The 25,083-nt window shown below is 64.5% G+C and carries 22 protein-coding genes; 12 read left to right on the forward strand and 10 right to left on the reverse strand.

The features are described from left to right. Nucleotides 1-51: 51 nt before the first annotated feature. From ACJRPG_RS03250 to ACJRPG_RS03260, 3 genes are read left to right on the forward strand one after another with little or no spacing between them, the layout of a single operon-like run. Nucleotides 52-624 carry a TetR/AcrR family transcriptional regulator gene (locus ACJRPG_RS03250; protein ID WP_407998603.1) on the forward strand — a complete coding sequence of 191 codons (573 nt, stop codon included), beginning with the start codon at nt 52-54 and terminating at the stop codon, nt 622-624. A 4-nt stretch (nt 625-628) separates the two neighbouring features. Next, nucleotides 629-1,609 carry an alpha/beta hydrolase family protein gene (locus ACJRPG_RS03255; protein WP_407998604.1) on the forward strand — a complete coding sequence of 327 codons (981 nt, stop codon included), beginning with the start codon at nt 629-631 and terminating at the stop codon, nt 1,607-1,609. Between the two features lie 43 nt (nt 1,610-1,652). Beyond that, a complete protein-coding gene (locus ACJRPG_RS03260) occupies nt 1,653-2,660 on the forward strand; it encodes an extracellular solute-binding protein (protein WP_510183100.1) in 1,008 nt (335 codons plus the stop codon). Between the two features lie 27 nt (nt 2,661-2,687). Here ACJRPG_RS03260 and ACJRPG_RS03265 read toward each other — a convergent pair whose 3' ends face one another. After that, entirely contained in the window at nt 2,688-3,578 is an 891-nt protein-coding gene (locus ACJRPG_RS03265) for a YicC/YloC family endoribonuclease (RefSeq protein WP_407998673.1), read from the reverse strand. An 87-nt stretch (nt 3,579-3,665) separates the two neighbouring features. Here ACJRPG_RS03265 and ACJRPG_RS03270 point away from each other — a divergent pair, with 87 nt between their 5' ends. Genes ACJRPG_RS03270 through hemW form a run of 5 tightly spaced genes read left to right on the forward strand, consistent with a single transcriptional unit; the run spans nt 3,666 to nt 8,143 of the window. Next, nucleotides 3,666-4,658, forward strand: coding sequence for a serine/threonine protein kinase (locus ACJRPG_RS03270; RefSeq protein ID WP_407998674.1), 993 nt, complete (start codon nt 3,666-3,668; stop codon nt 4,656-4,658). Nucleotides 4,659-4,660: 2 nt separating this feature from the next. Beyond that, nucleotides 4,661-5,578 carry a PP2C family protein-serine/threonine phosphatase gene (locus ACJRPG_RS03275; protein ID WP_407998606.1) on the forward strand — a complete coding sequence of 306 codons (918 nt, stop codon included), beginning with the start codon at nt 4,661-4,663 and terminating at the stop codon, nt 5,576-5,578. 7 nt (nt 5,579-5,585) lie between these two features. Further along, entirely contained in the window at nt 5,586-6,314 is a 729-nt protein-coding gene (gene rph, locus ACJRPG_RS03280) for a ribonuclease PH (protein WP_407998607.1), read from the forward strand. A 3-nt stretch (nt 6,315-6,317) separates the two neighbouring features. Continuing rightward, nucleotides 6,318-6,905 carry an RdgB/HAM1 family non-canonical purine NTP pyrophosphatase gene (gene rdgB / locus ACJRPG_RS03285; RefSeq protein WP_407998608.1) on the forward strand — a complete coding sequence of 196 codons (588 nt, stop codon included), beginning with the start codon at nt 6,318-6,320 and terminating at the stop codon, nt 6,903-6,905. After that, nucleotides 6,902-8,143 carry a radical SAM family heme chaperone HemW gene (gene hemW / locus ACJRPG_RS03290; RefSeq protein ID WP_407998609.1) on the forward strand — a complete coding sequence of 414 codons (1,242 nt, stop codon included), beginning with the start codon at nt 6,902-6,904 and terminating at the stop codon, nt 8,141-8,143. Before rdgB ends, hemW begins: the two co-directional genes overlap by 4 nt. Here hemW and ACJRPG_RS03295 read toward each other — a convergent pair whose 3' ends face one another. The 4 genes from ACJRPG_RS03295 to ACJRPG_RS03310 are packed head-to-tail and all read right to left on the reverse strand — an operon-like array spanning nt 8,144 to nt 15,009. Further along, a complete protein-coding gene (locus ACJRPG_RS03295; RefSeq protein ID WP_407998610.1) occupies nt 8,144-9,217 on the reverse strand; it encodes a patatin-like phospholipase family protein in 1,074 nt (357 codons plus the stop codon). Between the two features lie 12 nt (nt 9,218-9,229). Next, nucleotides 9,230-10,672: an efflux transporter outer membrane subunit gene (locus tag ACJRPG_RS03300; RefSeq protein WP_407998675.1), complete on the reverse strand. Its 1,443-nt coding sequence runs from the start codon at nt 10,670-10,672 to the stop codon at nt 9,230-9,232. Continuing rightward, nucleotides 10,672-13,821, reverse strand: coding sequence for an efflux RND transporter permease subunit (locus ACJRPG_RS03305; protein ID WP_407998611.1), 3,150 nt, complete (start codon nt 13,819-13,821; stop codon nt 10,672-10,674). The genes ACJRPG_RS03300 and ACJRPG_RS03305 overlap by 1 nt, the downstream gene beginning before the upstream one ends. 12 nt (nt 13,822-13,833) lie before the next feature. Further along, nucleotides 13,834-15,009 carry an efflux RND transporter periplasmic adaptor subunit gene (locus ACJRPG_RS03310; protein ID WP_407998612.1) on the reverse strand — a complete coding sequence of 392 codons (1,176 nt, stop codon included), beginning with the start codon at nt 15,007-15,009 and terminating at the stop codon, nt 13,834-13,836. 168 nt (nt 15,010-15,177) lie between these two features. Here ACJRPG_RS03310 and ACJRPG_RS03315 point away from each other — a divergent pair, with 168 nt between their 5' ends. Continuing rightward, complete coding sequence (locus tag ACJRPG_RS03315; protein ID WP_407998613.1) at nt 15,178-15,429, forward strand: AbrB/MazE/SpoVT family DNA-binding domain-containing protein; 252 nt, start codon at nt 15,178-15,180, stop codon at nt 15,427-15,429. Next, nucleotides 15,423-15,770, forward strand: a complete 348-nt coding sequence (locus ACJRPG_RS03320) for a type II toxin-antitoxin system ChpB family toxin (protein WP_407998614.1) — start codon at nt 15,423-15,425, stop codon at nt 15,768-15,770. The genes ACJRPG_RS03315 and ACJRPG_RS03320 overlap by 7 nt, the downstream gene beginning before the upstream one ends. A 56-nt stretch (nt 15,771-15,826) precedes the next feature. Here ACJRPG_RS03320 and tal read toward each other — a convergent pair whose 3' ends face one another. The 5 genes from tal to pgi form a co-directional block, all read right to left on the reverse strand. Next, nucleotides 15,827-16,753, reverse strand: a complete 927-nt coding sequence (gene tal, locus ACJRPG_RS03325; protein WP_407998615.1) for a transaldolase — start codon at nt 16,751-16,753, stop codon at nt 15,827-15,829. A gap of 199 nt (nt 16,754-16,952) precedes the next feature. Beyond that, nucleotides 16,953-17,807, reverse strand: a complete 855-nt coding sequence (locus ACJRPG_RS03330; protein WP_407998616.1) for an SIS domain-containing protein — start codon at nt 17,805-17,807, stop codon at nt 16,953-16,955. After that, a complete protein-coding gene (gene zwf / locus ACJRPG_RS03335; RefSeq protein ID WP_407998617.1) occupies nt 17,807-19,279 on the reverse strand; it encodes a glucose-6-phosphate dehydrogenase in 1,473 nt (490 codons plus the stop codon). Before zwf ends, ACJRPG_RS03330 begins: the two co-directional genes overlap by 1 nt. Nucleotides 19,280-19,346: 67 nt before the next feature. Next, entirely contained in the window at nt 19,347-20,234 is an 888-nt protein-coding gene (locus ACJRPG_RS03340) for an SMP-30/gluconolactonase/LRE family protein (protein ID WP_407998618.1), read from the reverse strand. Beyond that, nucleotides 20,231-21,880: a glucose-6-phosphate isomerase gene (gene pgi / locus ACJRPG_RS03345; RefSeq protein ID WP_407998619.1), complete on the reverse strand. Its 1,650-nt coding sequence runs from the start codon at nt 21,878-21,880 to the stop codon at nt 20,231-20,233. The genes ACJRPG_RS03340 and pgi overlap by 4 nt, the downstream gene beginning before the upstream one ends. A 223-nt stretch (nt 21,881-22,103) precedes the next feature. Between pgi and edd the strand changes: the two genes are divergently transcribed. Both edd and eda read left to right on the forward strand, forming a co-directional pair. Then, nucleotides 22,104-24,026, forward strand: a complete 1,923-nt coding sequence (edd, locus tag ACJRPG_RS03350; RefSeq protein ID WP_407998620.1) for a phosphogluconate dehydratase — start codon at nt 22,104-22,106, stop codon at nt 24,024-24,026. Further along, nucleotides 24,023-24,649 (forward strand): bifunctional 4-hydroxy-2-oxoglutarate aldolase/2-dehydro-3-deoxy-phosphogluconate aldolase, encoded by a 627-nt coding sequence (gene eda / locus ACJRPG_RS03355; protein ID WP_407998621.1) that lies wholly within the window; start codon nt 24,023-24,025, stop codon nt 24,647-24,649. Before edd ends, eda begins: the two co-directional genes overlap by 4 nt. Nucleotides 24,650-25,083: the final 434 nt, after the last annotated feature.

The raw sequence follows: 25,083 nt of genomic DNA on the forward strand, positions 1-25,083 counted from the left end.
ATTACACTGCTTTGCTTGACGGCTAGACCGACTGGTCTATAGAATTATTCCATGAACAAGACGCCCACCACCCGCGACCGCCTGGTCCACGCCATGATCCATACCCTGCAGCACAAGGGGCTGCACGGGGCGGGGCTGAACGAGATCCTGGCCCAGGCGCAGGCGCCCAAGGGCGTGATGTACCACCATTTCCCCGGCGGGAAGAGCGAACTGGCGGTGGCGGCCATTGAATCGACGGTGTCCTGGCTGTGCCACAAGCTGGACCAGTATGTGGAGCGCGAGCCGGATGTGGGCTCCGCGCTGCGCCTGTGGATCACGCGCGCCATGGAAGGGCTGTACGGCAGCCAGTTCGAGCGCGGCTGCCCGCTGGCTGCCGTGGCGCTGGAGTCGACGGCCGCCGATGTGGAGATCCGCCGCGCGCTGGCTGCCGGCTTCGCGGCCCTGCGCGGGCGCATCGCGGCGGCGCTGGAGCAGATCGGCCACGCGCCTGCGCAAGCGGCAGGGCTGGCGGCGCTGATCGTCTCCGCCTACGAAGGCGCCTTGCTGCAATCGCGCGTGGCGCAGGACACCGCGCCCATGGTGCAGACCACCGAAACCCTGCTGTCCCTGATCCGCAAGGAGTAAAGCCATGAGTCCATCCGGTACTGCGTCGTCGCTCCCACGCAGGTGGCGGTCCGCCGATGCGGAGCCCAGGAGTGCGCAGCCGGCCCCCTGGGCTCCCTGCGCGGGAGCGACGGAGACGTTCACGCTGAATGCAGCGGACGGCTACCCGCTGGCCGCCACCCGCTACCGCGCCGTGGGCGCGGAACGCGCGCGGCTGGTGCTTGCGGGCGCCACCGGCGTGCCGCAGGGCTTCTACCGCCGCTTCGCCGAATACGCCGCGCAGCGCGGCTTCACGGTGCTCACCTTCGACTATCGCGGCATCGGCCGCTCCGCGCCGCCCAGCCTGCGCGGCTTCGAAGGCGATTTCCTGGACTGGGGCCGCCTGGACCTCGCCGCGGCCGTCGATGAAATGGCCGATGGCGGCGTGCCGCTGTTCATGGTCGGCCATTCCTATGGCGGGCACGCCTTCGGCCTCCTGCCCAATCACTGCAAGGTGGACGCGCTCTACACCTTCGCCACCGGCGCCGGCTGGCACGGCTGGATGCCGCTGCTGGAAAGGCTGCGCGTGCTCTTCATGTGGCGTGTGCTGGGGCCCCTGATGACGAAGCGCCACGGCTTCCTGGGCTGGAGCCGCCTGGGCATGGGCGAAGACCTGCCTCTGCGCGTCTACAGCCAATGGCGGCACTGGTGCGGCTTCCCGCGCTACTTCTTCGACGATCCCCGCATGGGCGATGTGACTGACCGTTTCCGCGAGGTGCGCGCGCCTATCGTGGCCCTGAATGCGACTGACGACCGCTGGGCCCCGCCGGCATCGCGCGACGCCTTCATGGCGGGCTACCGCAACGCGCCCTGGTTCGGCATCGACATCGATCCCGCGCGCAGCGGCCTGCGCAAGCTGGGACATATGGGCTACTTCCGCGCCCACGCCGAACCGCTGTGGCGCATGGCGCTGGACTGGTTCGACGGCATCGGCAAAGCACCGCAGCGCGGACATCCGCCGGTATAATCGCGCCATCCGCATCCCGATTAAAGGTAATCCCATGACGCCGATGAAGTCTGCCGCGCTGCTCGTTCTCGCACTGTCCGCCGCCGGCGCCCATGCAGCCGACGGCCAGGTGATCAACCTGTATTCATCGCGCCACTACCAGACCGACCCGGCGCTGTACGAGAACTTTACGAAGCAGACCGGCATCACGGTCAACCGCATCGAGGCGGGCGAAAACGAAGTCATCGAACGTATCGTGAAAGAAGGCGCCACCAGTCCGGCCGACGTGCTGGTGACGGTGGACATCTCGCGCATGGCACGCGCCGACGCGCAGGGCCTGTTCGCGCCGGTCAGTTCGCCGGTGCTGAACGAACGCATCCCGGCCCACCTGCGCACGGATGACTGGATGGCGTTCTCGGTGCGTTCGCGCGTCATCGTGCATAACGCATCGGTGAAGGCGGCCTGGGTGCAGAACTATGAAGACCTGGCCAATCCGCGTTTGAAGGGCAAGCTGTGCGTGCGTAACGGCAGCCATCCCTACAACCTGTCGCTGGGCGCGACGGTGCTGCAGCATAACGGCGAAAAGAAAACGGAGCAGTGGGCCAAGGGCATCGTGGCCAACCTGGCGCGCCCGCCGAAGGGCGGCGACCTGGACCAGGTGCGCGGCGTGGCCAGCGGCGACTGCGGCGTGGCCATCACCAACTCCTACTACCTCGGCCGCCTGATGCGCTCCGATAAGCCGGAAGACAAGAAGGTGATCGAATCGATCTCCATCGTGTTCCCGAACCAGAAGGGCTACGGCGCGCATGTGAACGTGTCCGGCGCCGGTGTGCTGAAGCACGCGCCGAACCGCGAAAACGCCATCAGGTTCCTGGAGTACCTGGCTTCGGACGAAGCGCAGGTGTACTTCGCGGACGGGAACAATGAATGGCCGGCCGCGCCGACCGCCAAGTCGCCCAACCCGGCGCTGGCGCAGCTGGGCAGCTTCAAGGCCGACAAGACCAATGTCGGCGATATTGCGAAGCACCTCGCCACCGTCCAGCAGATCTACGAAGCGGCAGGCTGGAAGTAAAAAAAAGCGGCTTCAAGCCGCTTTTTCTTATTCCAGGTTCTGCACCTGTTCCCGCATCTGCTCGATCAGCAGCTTCAGCTCCATCGAGGCATCGGCCAGCTCCTTGACGGAGGCCTTGGCGCCCAGCGTATTCGCTTCGCGGTTCAGCTCCTGCATCATGAAGTCCAGGCGTTTGCCGACCTGGCCGCCTTTCTTCAGGATGTGGCGCGTTTCGCTCAGGTGCGCTGACAGGCGGCCCAGCTCTTCGGCCACGTCGATGCGGATGCCGTACAGGATGACTTCCTGGCGGATGCGCTCCATCGCGTCCTGGCGCGACAGGCTGCTGTTGGAATTGCCGGCCGCAAGGCCCAGCGCCTCCTGCATGCGCTCCACGGCTTTCTGCTGGAACTGCGCCACCACTTGCGGAATCAGCGGCGTGATGCGCTTGACGATGCCCTCCATCGATTCGATGCGCGAGACCAGCATTGCCTCCAGCGCCGCGCCTTCGCGCTGGCGGCTGTTGACGAAGGCTTCGACGGTGCGCGCCATCAGCGCGCTCACGTCAGCCTGCAGGGTTTCCTGGCCAATCTGTGCTTCTTCCACCACACCGGGCCAGCGCAGCAATTCGGCCACGGACATGGCCTGCGCGCCGGCGAAGTGCTTTCCCACCTCGTTCTGGAGGCGGGCCAGCTCGTTCAACAGGGTGACATTCAGGGCCTGGGTGCCGGCGGCGGCAGCCTTGCGGCCGAAGCTCAGGCGGATCTCGACCTTGCCGCGCGTGATGGCGGACATGATGGCAGAGCGTAAATCGGGTTCGAGGGCGCGCAGGTCGTCGTTGATGCGGAACTGGAGGTCAAGGAAGCGCGAATTGACGCTCTTGATCTCGATTGTCAGCGTTCCCGCAGCGCTTTCGCTAGTGGCAACCGCGTAGCCAGTCATGCTGGAAATGCTCAATGGATCTCCCCGATTTTATCTTTACAATACATGGTTTTATCCACACAATCCGGTTGTCGAGGCGAGGAACTTATGGCTGCACAAAACAACGCCCCACTTCCGGACGGACTGGAAGTAGCTGGATACCGCATTGTAAAGAAAATTGCGTCGGGTGGGTTCAGTATTGTTTACCTCGCCTACGACGCGGAAGGCAATGCGGTCGCCATCAAGGAGTATTTACCAAGCGCGCTCGCATTACGTCAAGAGGGAGAATTGATCCCGGCGGTATCGAAATCGAACCTTCCGGTCTTTAGAATAGGGCTGAAATGCTTTTTTGAAGAGGGCCGGGCGCTCGCCAGGATTTCTCATCCAAATGTTGTAAGAGTGTTGAATTTCTTCCGCGCGCACGATACCGTGTATATGGTAATGGCCTATGAATCGGGACATTCGCTGCAGGAGCATATTCAGGGACAGCGCATCAAAGGCCTGAAAACCGGCGAAAAGTTTATTCGCCAGATATTTACGCAAACCCTGAAAGGGCTGCGTGAAGTGCACGCCAATAAGCTGCTGCACCTGGACCTGAAACCCGCCAATATCTATATCCGGCGCGACGGCACGCCCATGCTGCTCGATTTTGGTGCGGCGCGCCAGACCGTGAATGCCGAAGGACCCAGGCTCACGCCCATGTACACGCCAGGCTTCGCCCCGCCCGAGCTGTATTCGAAGACCGAAGCGCCGGGCCCCTGGACCGACGCCTATAGCATCGGCGCCTCCATGTTCTGCTGCATGGCCGGTGCGCCGCCACAGCCGGCCGACCAGCGCCGCAAGGAAGACAAGATGGAAGCCCATTTCGCCAAGCTGGAAGGGCAGTATTCGCCTGAGCTGCTGCATGCGGTACGCTGGTCGCTGGAGCTCGATCCGCTGGCCCGCCCGCAAAGCCTGTTCGAACTGCAGCGCCTGTTGCAGCTGCCCGTCACCGCCCAGGTTCCGGCCACGCCCGCACTGGGCACGCTGGACCGGCTGCGCGGCCTGGTGCAGCGCCTTCGCCCCGGCCGCAAGGTTTCGGCCGACACGCTGCAATCCTGACCATGCAGTTCTCCGTCTACCAGGAAAGCCATATCGGCGGCCGCAAGGTCAACCAGGACCGCATGGGCTACAGCTACACGCGCGAGGCGCTGCTGCTGGTGCTGGCCGACGGCATGGGCGGCCACCTGCGCGGCGAAGTGGCGGCCACCATCGCCCTGCAGACTTTTTCCGCCCTGTTCCAGCAGCAGGCCAAGCCCTATGTGAAAGGGCCGGAACGCTTCCTGGAAGAGGCCTGCCTGGCCGCGCACCGCGAGATCCACCGCTACAGTGCGCTGGAAAACCTGCCGGACACGCCGCGCACCACCATCGTGGCCTGCCTGATCCAGCACAATATGGCGATCTGGGCGCACTGCGGCGACTCGCGCCTGTACTGGCTGCGCGGTGGCCAGTTGATGGCGCGCACGCGCGACCACTCGCATGTGGAAAAGCTGATCGACCGCGGCACCGTGCCGGCATCCGCGCGCGCCAGCCATCCCGACCGCAACAAGCTGTATAGCTGCCTCGGCGCCTCCAGCCTGCCGCGCGTGGAAGTCTCCGGGCGGGCCAGCCTGCTGCCGGGCGACCAGATGTTATTATGCTCGGATGGCCTGTGGGCCATGGTGCCGGAAGAGCAAGTGCTGCGCACCATGGCCGGTGAAACCATCGTGCGCGCCGTGCCGGAACTGCTGCAGGCAGCCCTAGTCCGCGCCGGCGAGCGCAGCGACAACGTGACGGCGCTGGCCATCATGTGGCAGGGCAGTACGGTCGTGGACAGCGCCCAGACCTCGGCGGCGGCCCTGTCCACCATGGTGTCCACCGAAGCGCTGGCGGAAGACGCGCCGAGCACCACGGTAGCCGGTGGTTTCAACGACGACGACATTGAAAAAGCCATTGCGGAAATCCGCATGGCGATTGAAAAATCATCCCAGATACTCAAATAGGAAGACCATGAGCTTTGAATCCCGCCCAAGTGGCCGCGCGGTTGACGCGCTGCGCACCATCCGCCTGACGCGCAATTACACCAAGCATGCGGAAGGCTCCGTGCTGATCGAATGCGGCGACACGAAAGTGATCTGCACCGCCAGCATCGAAGAAAAAGTGCCTGGCTTCCTGAAGGGCAAAGGGCAGGGCTGGATGACGGCCGAATACGGCATGCTGCCGCGCTCCACGCATTCGCGCATGGACCGTGAAGCGGCCAAGGGCAAGCAGAGCGGCCGCACCCAGGAGATCCAGCGCCTGATCGGCCGCTCGCTGCGCGCCGCCTTCGACCTGCAGGCCTTCGGCGAACGCACGCTGCACCTGGACTGCGACGTGATCCAGGCCGACGGCGGCACCCGCACCGCATCGATCACCGGCGCCATGGTGGCGGCCTACGACGCCTTCAGCAAGCTGAAAGAGCGCGGCCTGATCGAAGCGATTCCGGTCAAGCACTTCGTGGCCGCCATTTCAGTCGGCGTCTACAAGGGCATGCCGGTGCTGGACCTCGACTACGTGGAGGATTCCGACTGCGACACCGACATGAACGTGATCATGACGGACAGCGGCGCCTTCGTTGAAGTGCAGGGCACCGCCGAAGGCGACGCCTTCGACCGCGCCACCATGAACCGCCTGCTCGACCTCGCGGACCGCGGCATCCGCGAGCTGGTCGAACTCCAGAAGCTGGCGCTGGAGATCTGAGCGATGACGCAGAAGCTGGTCCTTGCCTCGAACAACGCGGGCAAACTGAAAGAATTCAACGAACTGCTGGCGACCGTGGGCTTCAGCGTCCATGCGCAGGGCGAGTTCAACGTGCCCGAGGCGGAAGAGCCGTACTTCACCTTCGTGGAGAACGCCCTGGCCAAGGCGCGCCACGCGGCCCGCCTGACCGGCCTGCCTGCGCTGGCAGACGATTCCGGCGTCTGCGTGAACGCGCTGGGCGGCGCGCCCGGCGTGCTGTCCGCACGTTTCGCCGGCGAGCCGAAATCGGACGCGCGCAACAACGAGAAGATGATCGCCGAGCTGGCACAGCATGAAGACAGGTCGGCCTACTACTACTGCGTGCTGGTCTTCGTGCGCCACGCGGACGACCCGCAGCCGGTGATCGCCGATGGCCGCTGGGACGGCGTGATGATGCCCGAGCCGCGCGGCGAAGGCGGTTTCGGCTACGACGCCTATTTCCATATTCCTGAGCTGGGCAAGCGCGCTGCCGAGCTGTCGAAGGAAGAGAAGAACCGCCTGTCGCACCGCGGCCAGGCGCTCCGCGCGCTGGTAGAGAAGCTGAGAAAATGATTCCGATTAAACCCGCCGGCAGCAAGCCCGCCGGCACGCGCAGCATCGATACCGCCGCCGGCGTCGCTGCGCAGTACCTGCAACCCGGAGCGCTGAACCTCACGGCGCTGCCGCCGCTGTCGCTGTACATCCACTGGCCCTGGTGCGTGCGCAAATGCCCTTACTGCGACTTCAACTCGCACGAGGCCAAAGGCGAGGCGCCCGAACAGGCCTACCTCGACGCGCTGCGCGCCGACCTCGAAATGGCGCTGCCCCTGATCTGGGGCCGCAAGATCTACACGGTATTCATCGGGGGCGGCACGCCCAGCCTGATGTCCGCCGCTGCGCTGGACCGGCTGATGTCCGACCTGCGCTCGCTGCTGCCGCTGGACAGCGATGCCGAGATCACGATGGAGGCCAATCCCGGCACTTTCGAGGCGGAGAAGTTCAAGTCCTACCGCGCCAGCGGCATCAACCGCCTGTCCATCGGCATCCAGAGCTTCAATGCGCAGCACCTGAAAGCGCTGGGCCGCATCCACGACGATGGCGAAGCACGCCGCGCCGTCGAAATCGCGCAAGCGAACTTCGACAACTTCAACCTGGACCTGATGTATGCGTTGCCTTCGCAGACGCTCGATGAAGCGCGCATCGACCTCGAAACGGCGATGTCCTTCAAGCCGCCGCACCTGTCGCTGTATCACCTGACGATGGAGCCGAACACGGTGTTCGCCAAGTATCCGCCGCAGCTGCCGGACGACGACACCAGCGCAGATATGCAGGACCTGATTGCGGAGATGACAGCCGCCGCAGGCTACGGCCACTACGAAGTGTCGGCCTATGCGCAGCCGGGCCGCCAGGCGCGCCACAACCTGAATTACTGGCAGTTCGGCGACTACCTCGGTATCGGCGCGGGGGCGCACTCCAAGCTGTCCTTCCCGCACCGCGTGTTGCGCCAGGCTCGCTACAAGCAGCCGAAGAGCTATATGGAGCAGGTGGCGGCGGGTAATCCGGTGCAGGATGAGCACGAGATCGGCCGCGAGGACATGGGCTTTGAGTTCATGCTGAATGCGCTGCGCCTGCAGGGTGGTTTTTCGCCCAACCTGTTCGCGGAACGCACCGGCATGCAGATGAATGTGATCGAGCGCCAGCTGCAGCAGGCCGAGGCCAAAGGCCTGCTATACCTCGACTACCAGATCATTCGCCCCACGGAGCTGGGGCAGCGCTTCCTCAACGACCTGCAGCAGATGTTCCTCGGCTGATCAGAAGTCCCCGGCCTGTTTCAGGTCGGGCTTTTCCGCCCAGCGCGCCAGCGCTTCGGCCATCCGTTCGCTTTCGCCGATCGCAAAGGTCCAGTCGCGGATGCGCGCCTGGTGATTCTGGCCGTAGTGCTTGAAGTCCGAACGGTCCGGCAGCTTGCCGTTCGGCAGGCGTGCCAGGAAGGAGGGCGAGGGCGACACCAATATTACGTTCTCCACCGCCGCGTCGCGCGCGCGGCGCCACGGCATCGACTTGTCCAGCCAGCCGGGAACGATGTGGTCGGTGAAGTGGGGATACAGGACCAGGCCTTCGTTGCGCTGGTAGGGCAGGTGCAGGTGATAGTCGATCAGGCCGCCGTCCCAGTAGTCGCCTGCCGGTGCGCCGGCGATTCCGTTCACCGCCTCCAGCACCAGCGGGATCGAACCGGAGGCGAGCAAGCCATCGCGCAGGTTGGCATCCGACAGCGCCACGAATGCCGAAGCGAAGGCATCGAAGCCTTCGCGCAGCCATGCCGCATCGTCGCGCGCATCATGGAAAACCACGCGCTCCATTGCCTTCGCCAGCCGCGCCCGCGACATGGCATTGCCTGCCGCGGCGCGCAGGAATCCCGCCATTTCGCGCCAGCGCGCGCCACGGGTGTTCGCCAGCGGTCCGATGCCGCGTGCGGTGATGATGGACAGGCGGTAGTCCGGATTGGCGAGCGGCTCCGCGCCGCGGCCGTCCAGCACTTCGTCCAGCAGGCCGCGGCAGGTGCGGCTCACGTAAGCCGCATCTACCTTGGCCGGGTAGGTTTGGTGGGAATAGTGGTGCGCGAGGCGGCGCAGCGCCGCCACCGGATCGTGGAAGGCCGCTGCCGCCATGCGCCAGGCGCCGATGGAAGCGCCGATCAGCCGCCGCTCGCGCGGCGCCTGCTTCAGCCAGTCGCCGAACATCCAGGCATCGATGCCGCTGAGGATCAGCCCTTTCGGGCCGCCCGCAGCGGCGGGAATGATGGCGATGTCCGCCGCCTGTAGCCCCTCGGCCGCAATGCGCTGGCGCGCACGCGGACCGAGGCGGATCGAAATGGGCGAGTCCATGCCGCTCCGTGATTACTTCAAGCCGCCGCCCAGTGCGCGGTACAGGTCGATGGCGCTGGTGGTGCGCAGCAGGCGCGCCTGCACCAGCTGCTGTTCTGCGTTGAACAGTTCGCGCTGCGCATCCAGCACGTCCAGCGAGCTGGCCACGCCGTTCTCGAAACGCAGCTGCAGCAGGCGCAGGCGGTCGGCCTGCGCGTCCTGCACCGCGCGCTGCGCCGCCACCTGGTCGCCCAGGTAGGTACGCGCCGCCAGCGCATCAGCCACTTCGCGGAAGGCCACCTGGATGGTGCGTTCGTAGTCGCTCACGGCGATGTTCTTGCGCACCTCGGCCAGGTTCAGGTTGGCCACATTGCGGCCGCCCTGGAAGATCGGCAGCGTGAGCTGCGGCACGAAGGACCAGGTGCCGTTGCCGCCGTCGAACAGGCCGGAGAACTCGGGACTCGCGCTGCCGATGGCGGCCGTCAGCGAAATACGCGGGAAGAAGGCCGCGCGCGCCGCGCCGATATTGGCATTGGCCGCCTTAAGGCGCTGCTCCGCCGCGCGGATATCCGGGCGGCGCGCCAGCAGGTCGGACGGCAGTCCGGCCGGCACGGCGCTCATGGCATCGATCTGCGCATCCGTCGCCATTGCGCCGCTTGCCGCCTGTGAGGGCGGTGCGCCGACCAGCAGCGTCAGCGCGTTTTCCGCCTGCGCGCGCTGGCGGGCCAGGGCCAGCGCCGAAGCACGCGCCGTTTCCATCAGCGTTTCGTTCGAGCGCAGGTCGAGGCGGGAGGACGCGCCCACTTCCACGCGCTGCTGCGTCAGCTCATAGGTACGGCGGCGCGCCTCATATGTGCGCTGGGCCAGCGTGAACTGCTCGGCGTAGGAGCGTTCGGTGAAGTAGGCCTTCGCCACTTCCGCCACGATGCTGATCTGCGCCGCCTGGCGCGCTTCGTCGCTCGCCAGATAGCTGGCCAGCGCTGCGTCGCTCAGGCTTTTCACGCGGCCGAAGAAGTCCAGCTCGAAGGCGGACATCGACAGTCCCGCGTCAAAGCGTTCGCTGACCACAGCCTGGCCCGACGGCGTGGCGAAGCCCGGCGTGCGGCCACGGGTTTCGGACACGCCGATGTTCAGGTTCGGCACGCGGTCGGCGCGCTGGATGTTGTAGGCCGCGCGCGCTTCTTCGATGCGCAAGGCAGCGGTGCGCAGGTCTCGGTTGTTTTCGAGCGCCGCGGCGATCAGCTGCTGCAGGCGCTCGTCGGTGAAGAACTCGCGCCAGCCGGTATCGGCAGCGCTGCGCGCGTCCGCGCCGGGCTGGCTTGCACCGGGGCCGCCTGCGGCTGGGGCATTGGACGGGAATTCACCAGCCACCGGCGCGGCGGGGCGCTGGTACACGGGCGCCATGGAGCAGCCCGAGAGCACGCCGGCAGCCAGCAGCACGGCGGCGGAAGTTCGGAGAGTCAGTTTTTTCATCATCATTGCTTGGTCTCCGGCAGGTCCAGTTCATGCGCTGCAATGCGGCGCTGGCGCTCGCTGCCCTTGAAGATGCGGCGGACCACCACGAAGAATACGGGAACCAGGAACACCGCCAGCACCGTGGCCGTGATCATGCCGCCCATCACGCCGGTACCGATGGCGCGCTGGCTGGCCGAACCCGCTCCGGTGGCGATCACCAGCGGCAGCACACCGAGGATGAAGGCCAGCGAGGTCATGATGATCGGGCGGAAGCGCAGGTGCACCGCTTCCAGCGTCGCTTCGATCAGGCCCATGCCCTGCGCCTGCAGGTCCTTGGCGAACTCGATAATCAGGATTGCGTTCTTCGCCGACAGGCCGATGATCGCAATCAGGCCCACCTTGAAGTACACGTCGTTCGGCATATCGCGCAGGTGGGCGCCGAGCAGGGCGCCCAGCACGCCGAGCGGCACCACCAGCAGCACGGCCACCGGAATCGACTCGCTTTCATACAGCGCCGCCAGCACCAGGAAGGCGGCCAGCATCGACAGCGCAAACAGCGCAGGCGCCTGCGAGCCCGAGGTGCGTTCTTCCAGCGACTGGCCGGTCCATTCGATGCCGAAACCCGGCGGCAGCTGCGCCGCCAGCCGTTCCAGTTCCTCCATCGCTTCGCCGGTGGAGTGGCCAGGTGCAGCATCGCCGGTCAGCTTGATCGCCGGGTAGCCGTTGTAGCGCACCAGCTGCACCGGGCCGTTGATCCAGTGCGAACGCGCAAAGGATGCGAACGGCACCATATTGCCGGTGGTGGTGCTGCGCACATGCAGGCGCAGGATATCCTCCGGCTGCATGCGGCGCGACTGGTCGGCCTGCACGATGACGCGCTGCTGGCGGTTGCTGCTGTTGAAGTCATTCACATACGAGGAGCCAAGGCCGGAGGACAGCGTGGAATTGATGTCCGCGAAGGTCACGCCCAGCGCGTTCGCCTTCTCGCGGTCGATGTCCACCTGCAGCTGGGGCGCATCTTCCAGGCCTTCAGGGCGCAAGCCTTTCAGCACCGTGCTCTTGCCCGCCATGCCCAGCAGCTGGTTACGCGCGCTGATCAATGCCTCATGGCCCAAGGAGCTGCGGTCCTGCAGGCGCGCCGTGATACCCGTTGCATTACCCAGCTCGCGGATCGGCGGAGGGCTCAGCGGGAACACAACGGCGTCCGCAATGCCGGACAGGGCGCCGAAGGCCTTGCCCGCGATCGCGGTCGCCGAGTCTTCCGCACCGCGCTCCTTCCAGTCCTTCAGCGGCACGAACACCAGGCCTGCGTTCTGGCCATTGCCCGAGAAGCTGAAACCGGCCACCGCGATGGTACGCGCCACGCCGGGCTGCTTGCGGAAGTAGGCGTCCACCTGTGCCAGCACGGCCTCGGTACGGCTGCGCGATGCACCCGGCGGCAACTGCACGTTGGTGACGATATAGCCCTGGTCTTCATTCGGCAGGAAGGAAGAAGGCAGGCGCACGTACAGCCAGCCCACGATGCCGAGCAGCAGCACGAAGATCAGCATGAAGCGGCCGGTGCGCGTGAGCATTTTCGCAATCACCCCCTGGTAGCCGCTCGCGGTGACGGCAAAGCGGCGGTTGAACCAGCCGAAGAAGCCGCGTTTCTCGTGGTGGTGGCCTGCTTCCACCGGTTTCAGCATGGTGGCGCACAGGGCAGGGGTGAGGGTCAGCGCCATCAGGGCGGAGAACACCATGGCCGATACCATCGACAGCGAGAACTGGCGGTAGATGGCGCCCACGGCGCCGCCGAAGAAGGCCATCGGGATGAACACGGCAATCAGCACCAGCGTGATACCGACAATGGCGCCGGTAATCTGCGACATCGCCTTGCGCGTGGCTTCACGCGGCGACAGGCCTTCCTCGCTCATGATGCGTTCCACGTTCTCGACCACCACGATGGCATCGTCGACCAGGATACCGATCGCCAGCACCATGCCGAACATGGTCAGCACGTTGATGGAGTAGCCGAACATCTGCATTGCGGCGAAAGTGCCCATCAGCGCCACCGGCACCACGATGGTCGGAATCAGCGTGTAGCGGATGTTCTGCAGGAACAGGTACATCACGAGGAACACCAGCAGCACCGCTTCGAACAGGGTCTTCACCACTTCTTCGATGGAGATCTTCACGAACAGCGAAGTATCGTAAGGCACGGTGTATTTCAGGCCCGGCGGGAAGTACTTCTGCAGCTCTTCCATCTTGGCCTTGACCAGGTTGGCCGTGGCCAGCGCATTGCCCGTCAGCGACTGCTGCACGGCGATGGCCACAAACGGCTGGCCGTTCAGGCGCGCGCTGATATTGTAGTTGGCGCCGCCCATTTCCAGGCGCGCCACGTCCTTCAGGCGCACGGTGGAACCGTTCGGGTTCGCACGCAGCACGATATCGCCGAACTGTTCCAGCGAGGAGAGCTGGCCAGTGACCACCACGGGCGCCTGGTAGGTTTGCGTGGACGGATTCGGCAGGTCGCCGATGGTGCCGGAAGTGACCTGCGCATTCTGCGCGCGGATGGCCGCCGTCACATCGCTCATATTCAGTTTGAGGCCGGTGAGCTTGTTCGGGTCGATCCAGATGCGCAGGGCGCGTTCGGTGCCGAACAGCTGCGCCTGGCCGACACCCGGCAGGCGCTTGATCTCGTTCAGCACATTGCGCGCCATGTAGTCGCCGATGGCGGTGGGGTCCATCTTGCCGTCGGTCGAATACAGGCCGACGAACATCAGGATGTTGGAGCGCGCCTTGTTCACCTGCACGCCCTGCTGCGTAACGGCTTGCGGCAGTCGCGATTCCACGCGCTTGATGCGGTTCTGCACGTCCACCGCAGCCAGGTCGGGATTGGTGCCCGGCACGAAGGTCACGGTAATCGTGACGCCGCCGCTGGCATTGCTCTCGGACTCCACATACTGCAGGCCGTCCGCGCCATTCATCTCCTGCTCGATCACGCTGGTGACGGCGTCGTCCAGCACCTGCGCGGTGGCGCCGGGATAGTTGGCGGTGATGACGATGGAAGGCGGGGCGATGGTAGGGTACTGCGCCACCGGCAGCATGGTGATCGCAAGCGCCCCACCCAGCAGGATGAAGAGCGCGATCACCCACGCGAACACGGGGCGGTCGATAAAGAATTTTGCCATCGATGACGTCCTTTACTTGGCCGCTGCCGGCGTTGCCGGCGCAGCAGGCGCCGCGGCTTTCCATGCCACCGGCGTGACCGGTGTGCCCGGTTTCGCCTTCTGGAAGCCTTCCACGATAATGCGTTCGCCGCCTTTCAGGCCGGAGCTCACGATCCAGTTGTTGCCCTGCGAGGCTTCGGCCTGCACCGGCTGCGCCACCACCTTGTTGTCGGCGCCGACGACCATCACGGAAGAACCTTCCGCGCCGCGCACAATGGCCTGCTGCGGCACGGTGATGGCCGCTTCGTTCACGCCCTGTTCCAGGCGGGCGCGCACATACATGCCGGGCAGCAGGGTGCGTTTCGGATTCGGGAATTCGGCGCGCATGGAGACCGAGCCGGTGCTCTCGTCCACTGCCACGTCCGAGAACAGCAGCTTGCCCGCGGTCGGGTATTCCTGGCCATCTTCCGTCACCAGCGTCACGCGCGCCTGGTCCTTGCCCACGCTCTTGAGCTGGCCGCTGGCCAGTGCGCGCTTCAGGGCAAGCAGTTCGGTCGAGGACTGGGTGATCGTCACGTAGATCGGGTCCAGCTGCTGGACCGTGGCCATCGGGGTGGCTTCGCCCTGGCCCACCAGTGCACCCTCCGTGACCAGCGCACGGCCAACGCGGCCCGGGATCGGCGAGGTAACAGTGGCATAGCCCAGCGTCAGGCCTGCATTGGTGCGCGCGGCGCGCGCATTGGCCAGGTCGGCCGCGGCCTGCTTCTGGGCCGTCACGGCATCGTCATACTCCTGCTGGCTGACGGCCTGCGCGGCCAGCAGCGGCTTGTAGCGCTTCACCTTGAGTTCCGCCTGCGCCAGGTTCGCTTCCGCCTTGCTCACGGCCGCCTGTGCGCTCTCGAAGCTGGCCTGGAACTGGGCCGGATCGATACGGAACAGCACCTGTCCCGCCTTCACGTCGCTGCCTTCCTCGAACACGCGTTTCAGCACGATGCCGGCGGTACGGGCGCGCACCTGGGCAATGCGGTAGGCCTCGACGCGGCCGGGCAGCTCATTGCTCACAGCCACGGTGGAAGGAGCAACGGTGATGACGGAGACGGTCGGGGGAGGCGGGGCGGTTGGAGCGCTTTCCTTCTTGCCGCAAGCCGCCATGAGCGACAGGGTGATGACTGCGAATGCAAGAGGCGTGTAACGAGGAACAGATCTCATGGATGTCTCGTGAAGTTAGGGGGTTAAAACGGGTGCGTGTGATTGTATATCAGTGTTACTTGTAACGTTTTGTATAGACCAATTCTCAAGGAATTGCCGGTTTCGCATCGCCCATGGCCTTGATCTGCAGTGGTGGCGGATCTACAATGTATAAACACGGGAGGGTATATGGAATTGTCGATACAGAAATGGGGCAACAGTGCTGCGGTGAGGCTGCCGACCGAACTCCTGGGCATCCTGAAGGTTACATTGGGGGACAAGCTCAGCGTGAACATCCAGCCTGACGGTGTGCTGATCAAGGCCGCGCGTCCTTCGTATTCGCTGGCAGATCTGGTGGCGCAATGCGACCCTTCCGCACCGGAACCCGCCGATATGGAGGTCTGGAGTGACCTTAAGCCTGTGGGACGTGAGGCATGGTAAGGCGCAGCAAGTTCGAGCGTGGCGACATCGTGATGGTTGGCCTCGATCCCACGGAAGGGCATGAGCAGAAAGGCACGCGGCCTGCGCTTGTGTTATCTGCCAACGTGTTCAATGCGCTGGGACTCGTGCTGGTGGCGCCGATCACGCAGGGGGGCGACTTTGCCCGGCATGCGGGTTTTGCTACGACCTTAAGCGGGGCCGGAACGAAGACTCAGGGCGCAGCATTGATCAACCAGATTCGCATGTTGGATCTGGAAGCGCGCAAGGCGAAACGGATGGAGACAGTTCCGGAGTTTGTCGTGGAGGATGCATTGGCGCGCCTGCGCGCCATTACGGACTGAAAAACAAAGGCCCGGCCGTTTTAGCGGCCGGGCCCGGGCACATCCGCCGCGGCGGCTTATTTCATGCCGGAGATGATCTGTTTCAGCTTGCCGGAGTCGGCGCAGAAGGCGCGGATGCCTTCGGCCAGCTTCTCGGTTGCCATCGCGTCTTCGTTCAGCATGAAGCGGAAGGTCTTTTCGTCCATCGCGATCTTGTTCTGCGCGCCGGACGATGCGTCGAGCTTGCGCTCCACCGGGCCGGTGGTGTCGGCCAGTTTCTGCAGCAGGTCCGGGCTGATGGTCAGCAGGTCGCAGCCGGCCAGTTCCAGGATCTGGCTGGTGTTGCGGAAGCTGGCGCCCATCACTTCGGTCTTGTAGCCGAACTTGCGGTAGTAGTTGTAGATGCGCTTCACGGACTGCACGCCCGGGTCTTCCGCGCCCTGGTAATCGATGCCGGTGGATTTCTTGTACCAGTCGTAGATGCGGCCCACGAACGGCGAAATCAGCTGCACGCCGGCTTCGGCGCAGGCGATGGCCTGCGGCAGGCAGAACAGCAGGGTCAAGTTGCAGTGGATGCCTTCCTTTTCCAGGATCTCGGCGGCCTTGATGCCTTCCCAGGTCGAAGCGATCTTGATCAGCACGCGCTCGCGCGGAATGCCGGCCTGCTCGTACAGCGCGATCAGCTCGCGACCCTTGGCCACATTGCCTTCCACGTCGAAGGACAGGGCGGCGTCGATCTCGGTCGACACGCGGCCCGGAATGATCTTCAGGATCTCGGTGCCGAAGGCGATCAGCAGGCGGTCGATGATCTCGCCGGTCGATGCATTCGGATTGTCGCGCACGGCCTTTTCCAGCAGCGGCTTGTATTCGTCCTTCTGCACGGCCTTCAGGATCAGCGAGGGATTCGTGGTCGCATCGCGCGGGGTGTAGGCCTTGATCGACTGGAAGTCGCCGGTGTCGGCAACCACGGTGGTGTACTGTTTGAGCTGTTCGAGTTGGTTCATTGTGGTCGGAAAGGAAAGTCGTTGAATCCACGAGCGGAAGCGCGATTATACCGCGTTGGCCTGCCTTGCCACCGCACCAGCCCGGCCGTATACGGAACGTTGGCCGTCGCTCGCGCCTGCGCGGGACGGTCCGCCGATGCGGCCCAGGAGAGCCCCCGGCGGCGCCCCTGGGTTCCCGCCTGCGCGGGAACGACTGGGATTAGCCGATGAAGGAGTCGAACTGCACTTCGAATTCCTGCAGCGCCTTCTGCGCGTTCTGCATCTTGCGGCGGAATTCGGGGCCGCGTTTCAGTGCGAGGCCCACTGCCAGCACGTCGATCACGACGAGGTAGGCCAGGCGCGCCGAAATCGGCGTGTAGGGGTCGGTATTGAAGATCAGGTCGATCGGGATCAGCACCGTCGCCAGGTCGGCCAGCGGCGTGCCGGAGGGCGCCAGCACGATCACGTCCGCGCCGCCGTCGCGCGCCAGGCTGACCGAGCGCACCAGCGCCGGGCTGTTGCCGCGCTGGGAAATCGCCACCAGCGCATCGCCCTTGCGCAGCAGGGCTGCGGCAATGCTGTGGATCGCCGGATCGGAATAGGCCACCGTGGGCACGCCGGAACGGAAGAACTTGTGCTGCGCGTCGGCGGCCACGATGCCCGAAGTGCCCTGGCCGTAGAACTCGATCTTGTTCGCGTGCTGCAGGATATCCAGCGCTTTCTGGATCGGTTCGTGGTGCAGGTTGTTGCGCAGGTCCAGCAGCGTATTGATGGAACGGCTGCAGATTTTATTGACCAGATCCGAGGCCAGGTCGTCCTGTGACGGCTGCTCGTTCAGGCCGGGCAGGGCAAGGGCCAGCCCCTGCGCCAGCTTCAGCTTGAATTCGTGCCAGCCGTCGTAGCCCAGCGTGCGGCAGAAACGGACCACGGTGGGCTCGGAAACCTGCGCCGTTTTCGCCAGCGCAGTGATGTTGGCGCCCACCGTGCGGTTGGGATTATCCAGCACCGCCAGTGCCACCTTGCGCTCGGACTTGGACAGCGAGTCGAGCTGGGTTCGGATCGAGTCGAGCAGCATCAGTCTTCCGGCAGCGCTTCTTCACGCCACTGCAGGCCGTCGCGTCCGATCAGCGCGCTGGCTGCCGCCGGACCCCAGGTGCCCGAGGTGTATGGCAGCGGCGCGGTATCGTCCTGTTCCCAGTTGTTCAGGATAGGCTCCACCCATTCCCATGCGGCTTCCAGCTCGTCGCCGCGCATGAACAGGGTCAGCTGGCCGCGCAGCACGTCGAGCAGCAGGCGCTCGTAGGCATCCATGCGCGGCATCTTGAAGGTTTCGCGGAAGTCCAGTTCCAGCTCGGCCGGTTTCAGGCGCATGCCTTCGCCCGGCGTTTTCGCCATCAGGTTCATGCGCAGGCCTTCGTCCGGCTGCAGGCGGATCACCAGCGAGTTAGGCTGGAAGCTCGACGTCGGCTGGTTGAAGATCGAGTGCGGAATCTGCTTGAAGCGCACCACGATCTCCGCCAGGCCGTCGGCCATGCGCTTGCCGGTGCGCAGGTAGAAGGGCACGCCGGCCCAGCGCCAGGTGTCGATTTCCGCCTTCATGGCGACGAAGGTTTCGGTGCGCGACTGCTGCGGCGCATCCGGTTCGTCGCGGTAGCTCGGCACGGGCTGGCCATCGACGTGGCCCGCGCGGTACTGGCCGCGCACGATGTTCTGCGCCAGCGTGGTGGGCGTGAAGCGTTTCAGGGCGCGCAATACCTGCAGCTTGGCGTCGCGCACCGCGTCCGGCGCGGTCGATGCCGGCGGTTCCATGGCCACGATACAGAGCAGCTGCAGCAGGTGGTTCTGCAGCATGTCGCGCAGCGCGCCCGAGGTGTCGTAATAGCCGATGCGGTTGCCCACGCCGAGCTTTTCGGCGATGGTGATCTGCACGTCCGAAATCCATTCGCGGCGCCACAGCGGCTCGAACAGGATATTACCGAAGCGCAGGGCCAGCAGGTTCTGCACGGTTTCCTTGCCGAGGTAATGGTCGATACGGTAGATCTGCGACTCTTCGAAGAACTTGCCCACTTCCGCATTGATCTGCTTGGCCGAGGCCAGGTCGCGGCCCAGCGGCTTCTCCAGCACCACGCGCGAATTCTTCGTCACCAGGCCGGACACCTTCAGGTTCTCGCAGATCTTCGAGAACAGCGCAGGCGGCGTGGCCAGGTAGTAGACGCGGATCAGTTCCGGGTCGGGACGCAACGCGTCGGCCAGCGCCTTGTAGGAGGCGGCGTCGGTCGCGTTCAGCGACACATACACGATGCGCTTCGTGAAGCGTTCCCAGTTCTCCGGCGTGACCTTGGGCGACTTGATGTGCGGTTTCGACGTGCTGTTGACGGTGTCGATAAACTCTTCCTGCGTGTTTTCATGCCGGCCGATGCAGATGATGCGGGCATCGGGCGGCAGGTCGCCGCACACATCGCGGCTGAACATCGCAGGCAGCAGCTTGCGCATCGCAAGGTCGCCGCTGCCGCCAAAGAGGACGAGGTCGAAATCGGAGAGTGCCATATTCGTTATCTTCTGAAAATTTACAACGATTAATCTGGTCGATCAGGTAACTATACTACGTAACGCTTTATTCCACATAAGCTGCTTCAAGGCGGCCCGCCACCGGCACGCGCACCGACAGCAGGCGCCCGCTGAGCGGGTATTCGGCCAGCTCTTCGGGCTTGCGGTTGCCGGCGCTCGTGATGTAGAGCGTACGCAGGTCCGCGCCGCCGAACGCCACCATGGTCGGGCATTTCACGGGCAGTTTGATTTCGTCCAGCTGTTCGCCGGCAGGCGAGAGCTTGAGCACGCGCCCGCCTTCGAACATCGCCACCCAGTAATTGCCTTCGCTGTCCACCGCCGCGCCATCGGGACGGCCGCCGTAGTCCGGCGCGGCCTTGTCCTTCGAGAACGCGCGCACTTCCTGCTGGTTGCCCACGTTGCCGGTCTGCGCGTCGAAGTCGAAGCGCGTGATGCGGTGCGAGGGCGTATCCGCGTGGTACATGAAGCGGTTGTCCGGGCTGAAAGCGAGGCCGTTGGAGGTGGTCATGCCGCCGGACCAGGCCAGGCGCACCTTGCCGCGCTCCAGCACATACATTTCCGCCGCCTGCCTGTCGCGCGGCTCGTAGATGGTGCCGACCCAGAAACGGCCCGCCGCATCCACCTTGCCGTCGTTGAAGCGCGTGGTGCTGCGGTCGAAAGGCGAGGGCGCGATGTCGCGCAGCCTGCCGCTTTCCGTATCCAGGAAGGCGAAGCCGGTGCGCATGGCCACCACCAGGCCGCCGCCCGCGTTGCGCGCCAGCGTGGAAGGCTCGCTGGCCATCTTCCACGATGTGTGCTCGCCGGAGCGCAGCCGGTGCACGGCGAAGCCTTCGATGTCCACCCAGTACAGCGCCTGCTCTTCCGGCACCCACAGCGGCGATTCGCCGACCACCATGGCCTGGTCCAGCGCGACTTCCACCTGTTCCGCCATCATTGCACCTTCGCGGCCTTGGCCATGATGATCAGGCCATTGGTCGAGCTGTCGTGCACTTCCGGCTTGATGTCGCCGGTGAGTTCGGCCTGGATCTGTTTGGCCAGCACCTTGCCCAGTTCAACGCCCCACTGGTCGAAGCTGGCCACGTCCCACAGCACGCCCTGCACGAAGGTCTTGTGCTCGTACAGCGCGATCAGCGCGCCCAGCGTGGCCGGCGTGAGCTGGTCCATCAGGATCGTGTTGCTCGGGCGGTTGCCGGGGAAGGTCTTGTGCGGCACCAGTTCTTCAATCTGGGTATCGCTCAGCTTCTGCGCCTTCAGCTCGGCGCGTACTTCGTCCGCCGTTTTGCCCTTCATGAAGGCCTCGGACTGGGCGAAGCAGTTGGCCAGCAGCGCGTCGTGATGGCCTTCCAGGTCATGCGTTGCGCGCAGCGTGGCGATGAAGTCGATCGGGGTCACGTCCGTGCCCTGGTGCAGCAGCTGGAAGTAGGCGTGCTGCGCGTTGGTGCCGCACTCGCCCCACACCACCGGGCAGGTTGGCGTGTCGACCGGCTTGCCGCCCCGGGTCACGCGCTTGCCGTTGCTTTCCATGTCGAGCTGCTGCAGGTAGGCCGGGAAGCGCGACAGGTCCTGGTGGTAGGGCGCAATCGACAGCGAGCCCGCATTCAGGAACTGGCGGTTCCAGAAACCGATGAGCGCCAGCAGCACCGGCATGTTCTGCTCCAGCGGCGCGGTGCGGAAGTGCTCATCCATTGCATGCGCGCCTTCCAGGAAGGTCTGGAAATAGCCGAAGCCCACCGCCAGCGCGACGGACAGGCCGATGGCCGACCACACGGAATAGCGGCCGCCGACCCAGTCCCAGAAGGGGAACATGTTTTCCGGATCGATGCCGAAAGCAGTGACTGCCTGCGTGTTGGTGGAGACGGCAACGAAATGGCGCGGCAGGTCCGCTTCCTTCGCCTCGCACAGGAACCAGCGGCGCGCAGTCTGCGCGTTCAGCATGGTTTCCGCCGTGGTGAAGGTTTTGGAGGCGACGATGAACAGCGTGGTTTCCACATTCACCTGGGCCAGCACCGCATCCATGTCGTGGCCGTCCACATTGGAGACGAAGTGCATCTTCAGGCGTGGATGGGCATAGGAGCGCAGTGCCAGCACGGCCATTTTCGGGCCGAGGTCCGAACCGCCGATGCCGATGTTGACGATGTCCGTGATCGGTTTGCCGGTGTGGCCGAGCCACGTGCCGCTGCGCACCTTGTCGGTAAAGGCATGCATACGGTCGAGCACCGCGTGCACATCCGCGTTCACGTCCTGTCCGTCCACCACCAGCGGTTTGCCACGCGGCATACGCAAGGCTGTGTGCAGCACGCTGCGATGTTCGGTAATATTGATTTTCTCGCCAGACAGCATGGCGTCGCGCCGGGCTTCCACGCCGCGCTCGCGCGCCAGGTCAACCAGCAGTTCGATGGTGCGCTGGTTTGCGCGGTTCTTCGAATAGTCGAGGAAAAGGCCGGCGGCATCCACGGTCATGGCCGGGAAGCGCTGCGGTTCGGCGGCGAACAGCTGGCGGATCTGCCAGTCCTGGGCGTCGGCAGCGTGGGATTGCAGGGCCAGGAAGCTGGCGGTCGTGGTGAGGGCAGGCTGGTGCATGTTGTTGTGGCGGGTTTGGGAATATTATTCAACTATACAGCAAAAGCAGGTAAATTCACTACAACTCTTTTGGCGCGGCCTCAAAAAAGTTCCGCCGAGGGCGGTGCTGGGGCAATGGAGATTGTCCGGCGTCCTGCCGCCGTCGCCCTGAAGCGATGGCGCATCACCTTTGCCTGCAAAAGTGTAGTAAAATTTCGAGAATTCATTGATCAGGAACCACACCATGGCCTTGCACCCAGTCCTAGAAAAAGTCACCGAGCGGATCATCAAGCGCAGCCGCCCTTCGCGCGGCGCCTACCTGGCGCATCTGCAGGCAGCCCGGATGAAGGGGCCGCAACGCGGTTCGCTGTCCTGCACCAACCTCGCGCACGGTTTTGCTGCCTTCCCGCCGAACGACAAGCTGGTGCTGAAGGAAGTGCGCAAGCCTTCCGTGGCCATCGTCTCCTCCTATAACGACATGCTGTCGGCGCACCAGCCCTTCGAGGGCTTCCCGAAAATTATCAAGGAAGCCGTGCGCGAAGTGGGCGCGGTGGCGCAGTTCGCCGGCGGCGTGCCCGCCATGTGCGACGGCGTGACCCAGGGCCAGCCAGGCATGGAGCTGTCGCTGTTCTCGCGCGACGCCATCGCCATGGGCACTGCGGTAGCGCTATCCCATAATATGTTCGACTCCGTGCTTTACCTCGGCGTATGCGACAAGATCGTTCCGGGCCTGCTGATCGGCGCGCTGCACTTCGGCCACCTGCCTGCGGTGTTCGTGCCGGCCGGGCCCATGACTTCCGGCCTGTCGAATAAAGAAAAAGCAGCCATCCGCCAGCGCTATGCGCAAGGCAAGGCAACGCGCGAAGAGCTGCTGGAAGGCGAAGCCCAGTCCTACCACGGCGCGGGCACCTGCACCTTCTACGGCACCGCCAACAGCAACCAGATGCTGATGGAGGTGATGGGCCTGCACCTGCCGGGCGCCGCCTTCATCAACCCATATACCCCGCTGCGCGATGCGCTGACTGCCGCTGCCGCGAAGCGCGCGGCCGTGATCACGGACCAAGGCAGCGAATACATCCCGGTGGGCCATGTGGTCGATGAGAAGTCCATCGTCAACGCCATCGTGGCGCTGCTGGCGACGGGCGGTTCCACCAACCACACGCTGCACCTGCCCGCGATTGCGAAAGCCGCCGGCATCGTGATCGACTGGGACGATTTCAACGACCTGTCCGCCGTGGTGCCGCTGCTGGCGCGCATCTACCCGAACGGCGATGCGGACGTGAACCATTTCCACGCCGCGGGCGGTACCGGCTTCGTGATCCGCGAGCTGCTGAAGGCCGGCCTGCTGCATGACGATGTGACCACCATCCTGGGCAAGGGCCTGTCGAAGCACTGCGCCGAGCCCTTCCTGGCTGAAGACGGCAAGGACGTGGTGTTCCGCGATGCGCCTGCGCAGAGCGCGGACGACAAGGTGCTGCGCACCGCAGCCGACCCGTTCTCGAAAGATGGCGGCATGGTGCTGGTGCAGGGCAACCTGGGCCGCGCCATCATGAAGGTGTCGGCCGTGAAGCCCGAGCACCGCTCGGTGGAAGCGCCTGCGCTGGTGTTCAATTCGCAGGAAGATTTCATGGCTGCGTACAAGGCCGGCAAGCTCGATCGCGACTTCGTGGCCGTGCTCCGCTTCCAGGGCCCGCGCGCCAACGGCATGCCGGAGCTGCATGCGCTTACCCCGGCGCTGGCCAACCTGCAGGATGCGGGCCGCAAGGTGGCGCTGGTGACGGACGGCCGCATGTCCGGCGCTTCCGGCAAGGTGCCCGCCGCCATCCACGTATCGCCGGAGATCCTGGCCGGCGGCCCGCTGGGACTGGTGCGCGACGGCGACGTGATCCGCCTCGATGCCGCCGCGGGCACGCTGGAAGCGCTGGTGGCTTCCGATGTCTGGCATGCGCGCTCGCTGGCGCAGGCCGACCTGTCGCCGAACCATGTCGGCATGGGCCGCGAGCTGTTCGCCATGTACCGCAACAGCGTGTGCGCGGCGGAGAGCGGCGCCACCACCTTCCCTCTGCCGTCGCCGATTCCCACCACCGTGGAACTGCACGGCGGCGATAACGTAGGCAATACCGTTCCCGGTTCCGATGAAGATTTCCTGATCAATAAGAAGGCATGACCATGACCCTACTCGACATTATGCGTACCTCGGCCGTGATCCCCGTGATTGCGATCGATGATCCCGACCATGCAGTACCGCTGGCCAAGGCGCTGGTCGCAGGCGGCATCCGCGTGCTGGAAGTTACGCTGCGTACGCAGCACGGCCTGGGCGCCATCCGCGCCATGAGCGAAGTGGAAGGCGCCATCGTGGGCGTGGGCACCTTGACGCAGCCGGAAGAATTCGCGGCGGCGCGCGATGCGGGCGCGGTGTTCGGCGTGTCGCCGGGCCTGACGCCGGCACTGATCGCGGCGCAGAAGTCCAGCGGCCTGCCGCTGCTGCCCGGCGTGATGACGCCGTCGGAAGTGATGGCTGCGCGCGAGCAGGGCTACAAGCAGCTGAAGCTGTTCCCGGCCGTGCCGGCGGGCGGCGTGGGCATGTTGAATGCGATTGCCGGTCCGCTGTCCGACATCACTTTCTGCCCGACTGGCGGTATCTCGCAGGAGACGGCGCCGGCCTTCCTGGCGCTGAAAAACGTGGCCTGCGTGGGCGGTTCCTGGCTGACGCCGAAAGACGCGATGAAGGCCGGCGACTGGGACCACATCACCGCGCTGGCCAAGGCTGCCAGCGGCTTGCGTAAATAATCGCTTTCAATTGTATTAATAAAAGGCGGCGCATTATGCGCCGCTTTTTTATTTACCCGTTATGTTATTTGTTAATTCAGATTCTCTCCAATTCCCACGGTAATTTTTGCTCAACATTTGTCCAACACAAACGATAAAGTGACTTCGCTCATGCAAGGTGGTAGCGAATAGACAAGTGCTTGGAAAAGGGGTATTTTTTTCTCTTTAGAAAGCTGTCGGGTTTACGCGACCAATTACATAAAATTGTTACTTGGGCTTGCGCTGAGGAAATAACAGTAGCATTATCTCGGCAAGAGAGCCGCAATAAAACAGCGGCCGCAGATTTAATTCCAACACTAATTCAGGGAATACGGCCGCATATGCGGACCGCTCCTGCTGGAGAGCCTTCGGTGCCTCAAACACGCTTTCGCCTGTTGTCCCTGCATTACCCCCTG

Origin of the sequence: Pseudoduganella rhizocola, from assembly GCF_045984285.3 — a bacterium.
In the GTDB taxonomy this organism is placed as follows: Bacteria; Pseudomonadota; Gammaproteobacteria; order Burkholderiales; family Burkholderiaceae_D; genus Rugamonas.

Bases quoted from the DNA above. Each gene is read 5' to 3' on its own strand.
- ACJRPG_RS03250 (WP_407998603.1), top strand. From the start codon at position 52: ATGAACAAGACGCCCACCACCCGCGACCGCCTGGTCCACGCCATGATC.
- ACJRPG_RS03255 (WP_407998604.1), top strand. From the start codon at position 629: ATGAGTCCATCCGGTACTGCGTCGTCGCTCCCACGCAGGTGGCGGTCC.
- ACJRPG_RS03260 (WP_510183100.1), top strand. From the start codon at position 1,653: ATGAAGTCTGCCGCGCTGCTCGTTCTCGCACTGTCCGCCGCCGGCGCC.
- ACJRPG_RS03265 (WP_407998673.1), bottom strand. From the start codon at position 3,578: ATGACTGGCTACGCGGTTGCCACTAGCGAAAGCGCTGCGGGAACGCTG.
- ACJRPG_RS03270 (WP_407998674.1), top strand. From the start codon at position 3,666: ATGGCTGCACAAAACAACGCCCCACTTCCGGACGGACTGGAAGTAGCT.
- ACJRPG_RS03275 (WP_407998606.1), top strand. From the start codon at position 4,661: ATGCAGTTCTCCGTCTACCAGGAAAGCCATATCGGCGGCCGCAAGGTC.
- rph (WP_407998607.1), top strand. From the start codon at position 5,586: ATGAGCTTTGAATCCCGCCCAAGTGGCCGCGCGGTTGACGCGCTGCGC.
- rdgB (WP_407998608.1), top strand. From the start codon at position 6,318: ATGACGCAGAAGCTGGTCCTTGCCTCGAACAACGCGGGCAAACTGAAA.
- hemW (WP_407998609.1), top strand. From the start codon at position 6,902: ATGATTCCGATTAAACCCGCCGGCAGCAAGCCCGCCGGCACGCGCAGC.
- ACJRPG_RS03295 (WP_407998610.1), bottom strand. From the start codon at position 9,217: ATGGACTCGCCCATTTCGATCCGCCTCGGTCCGCGTGCGCGCCAGCGC.
- ACJRPG_RS03300 (WP_407998675.1), bottom strand. From the start codon at position 10,672: ATGATGAAAAAACTGACTCTCCGAACTTCCGCCGCCGTGCTGCTGGCT.
- ACJRPG_RS03305 (WP_407998611.1), bottom strand. From the start codon at position 13,821: ATGGCAAAATTCTTTATCGACCGCCCCGTGTTCGCGTGGGTGATCGCG.
- ACJRPG_RS03310 (WP_407998612.1), bottom strand. From the start codon at position 15,009: ATGAGATCTGTTCCTCGTTACACGCCTCTTGCATTCGCAGTCATCACC.
- ACJRPG_RS03315 (WP_407998613.1), top strand. From the start codon at position 15,178: ATGGAATTGTCGATACAGAAATGGGGCAACAGTGCTGCGGTGAGGCTG.
- ACJRPG_RS03320 (WP_407998614.1), top strand. From the start codon at position 15,423: ATGGTAAGGCGCAGCAAGTTCGAGCGTGGCGACATCGTGATGGTTGGC.
- tal (WP_407998615.1), bottom strand. From the start codon at position 16,753: ATGAACCAACTCGAACAGCTCAAACAGTACACCACCGTGGTTGCCGAC.
- ACJRPG_RS03330 (WP_407998616.1), bottom strand. From the start codon at position 17,807: ATGCTGCTCGACTCGATCCGAACCCAGCTCGACTCGCTGTCCAAGTCC.
- zwf (WP_407998617.1), bottom strand. From the start codon at position 19,279: ATGGCACTCTCCGATTTCGACCTCGTCCTCTTTGGCGGCAGCGGCGAC.
- ACJRPG_RS03340 (WP_407998618.1), bottom strand. From the start codon at position 20,234: ATGATGGCGGAACAGGTGGAAGTCGCGCTGGACCAGGCCATGGTGGTC.
- pgi (WP_407998619.1), bottom strand. From the start codon at position 21,880: ATGCACCAGCCTGCCCTCACCACGACCGCCAGCTTCCTGGCCCTGCAA.
- edd (WP_407998620.1), top strand. From the start codon at position 22,104: ATGGCCTTGCACCCAGTCCTAGAAAAAGTCACCGAGCGGATCATCAAG.
- eda (WP_407998621.1), top strand. From the start codon at position 24,023: ATGACCATGACCCTACTCGACATTATGCGTACCTCGGCCGTGATCCCC.